General features: G+C 24.3%; 4 protein-coding genes. All 4 read left to right on the top strand.

Annotation, left to right across the window (positions count from 1 at the left end):
- Positions 1-842 (top strand): exopolysaccharide biosynthesis polyprenyl glycosylphosphotransferase (locus ACRCYC_RS17945; protein WP_438532209.1); only part of this gene is annotated, 842 nt, incomplete at its 5' end.
- The gene (locus tag ACRCYC_RS17940) at positions 842-1,585 is read left to right on the top strand and encodes a glycosyltransferase family 2 protein (protein WP_438532208.1); all 744 of its coding nucleotides are present in this window, start codon (positions 842-844) and stop codon (positions 1,583-1,585) included. The genes ACRCYC_RS17945 and ACRCYC_RS17940, both read left to right, overlap by 1 nt.
- 10 nt (positions 1,586-1,595) lie before the next feature.
- Positions 1,596-2,483 (top strand): glycosyltransferase family 2 protein, encoded by an 888-nt coding sequence (locus ACRCYC_RS17935; protein WP_438532207.1) that lies wholly within the window; start codon positions 1,596-1,598, stop codon positions 2,481-2,483.
- Between the two features lie 9 nt (positions 2,484-2,492).
- Positions 2,493-3,167 (top strand): hypothetical protein (locus ACRCYC_RS17930; protein ID WP_438620472.1); only part of this gene is annotated, 675 nt, incomplete at its 3' end.

Genomic DNA, 3,167 nt, shown 5'->3' with positions numbered 1-3,167 from the left:
TAACAGCAGTAAACTTTATGGAGATTAATAAAGTACAAGAGGTTATTGTAGCACTTCCTCAACTTACAACAAAAGAGTTAAATACCATAATAGATGGATTTGAAAATTTTGTTAAAAGTATAAAGATAATTCCTAAAGTGCATAAGATGTATACTTTTGCTCCAAAGGTTCAAGACTATGATGGAGTAATGCTTGTTGCAACAAAAAACAATATGATGAGTTTGAAAAGACGTATTTTAAAAAGAGGACTAGATATTGTTGGAGGAGTAGCAGGACTTATAATATTATTGCCACTTTATATTAAGTATGGAAGAGAGATAAAAAAAGATGGAGGACCAGCAACATTTTGTCATACTAGAATTGGTAGAGATTTAGAACCTTTTAAGATGTATAAATTTCGTTCTATGTATATAGATGCAGAGGATAGATTACAAAAAATGTTAGCAGAGGATGAAAAAGTGAGAGAGGAGTTTTACACAAACTTCAAACTTAAAGATGATCCTAGAATAACTCCAGCTGGTGCTTTTTTAAGAAGAACATCATTAGATGAGTTTCCACAGTTTATAAATGTTATAAAAGGTGAGATGAGCTTAGTTGGACCAAGACCTGTGGTACAAAAAGAGGTTGAGATGTATTATGGAACAGAGATGGGGCAAAAGATATTTCAAGTAAAGCCAGGAATAACAGGGATGTGGCAAGCAAATGGGAGATCAGATGTAGAGGATTATGATGAAAGAATAGCACTAGATCTTTATTATATAAGAAACTGGAGCTTATGGCTGGATATAATAATATTAATAAAGACAGTAAAAAATGTTGTAGGAAAGAAAGGAGCATATTAATGGAACCACTTGTAAGTATAATAACACCATCTTATAATTCAAAAGATTTTATAGGAGAAACAATAGAATCTGTTTTAAATCAAACATATAAGAATTGGGAGTTGCTAATAATTGATGATTGTTCTACAGATGATAGCTCTGAAGTAATAAAAAAATATACTCAGAATGATTCAAGAATAAAATATTTAAAAAATAAAAAAAATAGTGGTCCAGCTACTTCAAGAAATGTTGGAATTGAAAAAGCAGAAGGAAAGTATATAGCTTTTTTAGATAGCGATGACTTTTGGGATAAAGAAAAACTTAAATATCAAATAGAATTTATGGAAAAAAATAATCTATTAATAACACATACAGATTATTTTTTTACAGATTCAATAGGAAAAATAGTTAAAAAAGTAATAACTTCTGAAGAAATTGACTATAAAAGATTATTAAAAGGTAATCAATTTAAAACTATGTGTATGATTATGAGAAGTGATTTGGTAAAAAAAAATAGAATGCCTATAATAAAACATGAAGATTATGCATTTTTTTTAGATTTATTAAAAGAAGCTCCAAAATCATTAAAAGTGTCTAAAAGCTTAGCTATGTGTAGATTAAGAGAAAGAAGTGTTTCATCAAATAAATTGAAAAGTGCAGTTTGGACTTGGAAAATATATAAAAATTATGAAAAATTAGGCTTTATAAAGAGTTTTTATTATTTTTGTAATTACATTTATAACAGTATTCTAAAATATAAATAGGAAGTGAGTAATGAAAAAATCGATATTAATTATAACATATGGAAGAGAAGAAGAGTTATATCAGACGTTATATGATATAGCTAAATATCAAGAAAATGATTTAGAGGTATTAATTTTAGATAATAACGAGACAAATTTTAGAAAAGATATTATAGAAAATATTTTTAAAAATACTTACATTGAATTAAAATATTATAATGATGGTAAAAATTATGGAGTTGCCTTAGGGAGAAATTATATAATACAAAAATCTAGCGGTGATATTTTAATAACATTAGATGATGATATTGAAATAAAAGATATTAATTTATTAGTAAAAAAAGTTGAAAATTATTTTTCAATTTATTCAGAAGTAGGGTGTTTGGCTTTTAATATAAAGAATTATTTTACTAAAAAAGCGTTAAGACACGAAATTCCTCACGGGAATAAAAAATTAGATTTTTCTAAAAATATGGAAACATATTATTTTATTGGTGCAGGACATGCAATAAGAAAAATAGTTTATGATAAATGTGGTTTATATCCAGATGATTTAGGAAAATACGGGGGAGAAGAAGAGGATTTATCTTATAGAATACTTGAATATTATAAAATTTTATATTGTTATGATATAGAGATTTATCACAAAAATTCTCCAAATGGAAGAATGGCAAAAATAGAAGAAGATTATTGTAGGTATAGAAATAAATTAATAGTTAGAAATCGATATTTAAATAAAAAAAATATACTGATAAATTGGATAATATGGAGTATTTATTATTTTTTTATAAAGAAAGGAAAAATAAAAGACATTTTAAAAGTAAAGAAAGAAATAAATAGTATGGAGATGTTAAGTGATGAAAGAAAGGGGAATATTTTAAAAAAATTAAAAGCGTTAAACGCTAGAATAATTTATTAAAATAAAAATATGAAAAACAAATATAACATTTTAATTTTTAATGGAATATTGATAAATATTTTTATATCAATTCCGATATTTTTATACAGTGTTTTTAAGAAAAAGTATTCATCTTTTTTAGGTGCTTTAATTTTAAGTATAAATGCTTATTATTTTATTCCTTATGAAGGAAGTGATTTAGATAGATACTATAAGATGATGAAAACAATAAAAAAAATAAATATTATATTTAGACAACAAAATGATATTTATCTAGAATTAATTATAAAAAAAGTTTTAGATATGAAAATTCCACATAATTTTGTGGCATTTTTATCTTGTTTTATTTGTTATTATTATTTTTTTAAAAGCTTTAAACTAGGATATGGACTAAATAGACTTAAATTCAAAGTGTACTTTATATATTTTTGTATATATTTTTTGACTATTCCATTGACTGCATTTCATGGATTACGATTTTATCCAGCTATTGCATTATTTACATATGGGGTTATGAAATCTATTAAATTAAGAAGCAAAGTAGGATATATATATATATTAGGTTCTATACTTATTCATACCAGCTTAATTTTACCAGTATTAGTTTACTTTATATCTATAATATTAAATAAATATAGCGTTGAAAGAATAAAATGGATTGTTTATATAATTTTTATAGTAGGTTTGATAGCAAATAAAGATATA

The sequence above is a fragment of the Paraclostridium sp. genome (assembly GCF_051657365.1).
Classification (GTDB): Bacteria; Bacillota; Clostridia; order Peptostreptococcales; family Peptostreptococcaceae; genus Paraclostridium.
The sequence above is the reverse complement of the archived record's forward strand: the minus strand, read 5'-3'. Positions and strand labels throughout refer to the sequence as shown.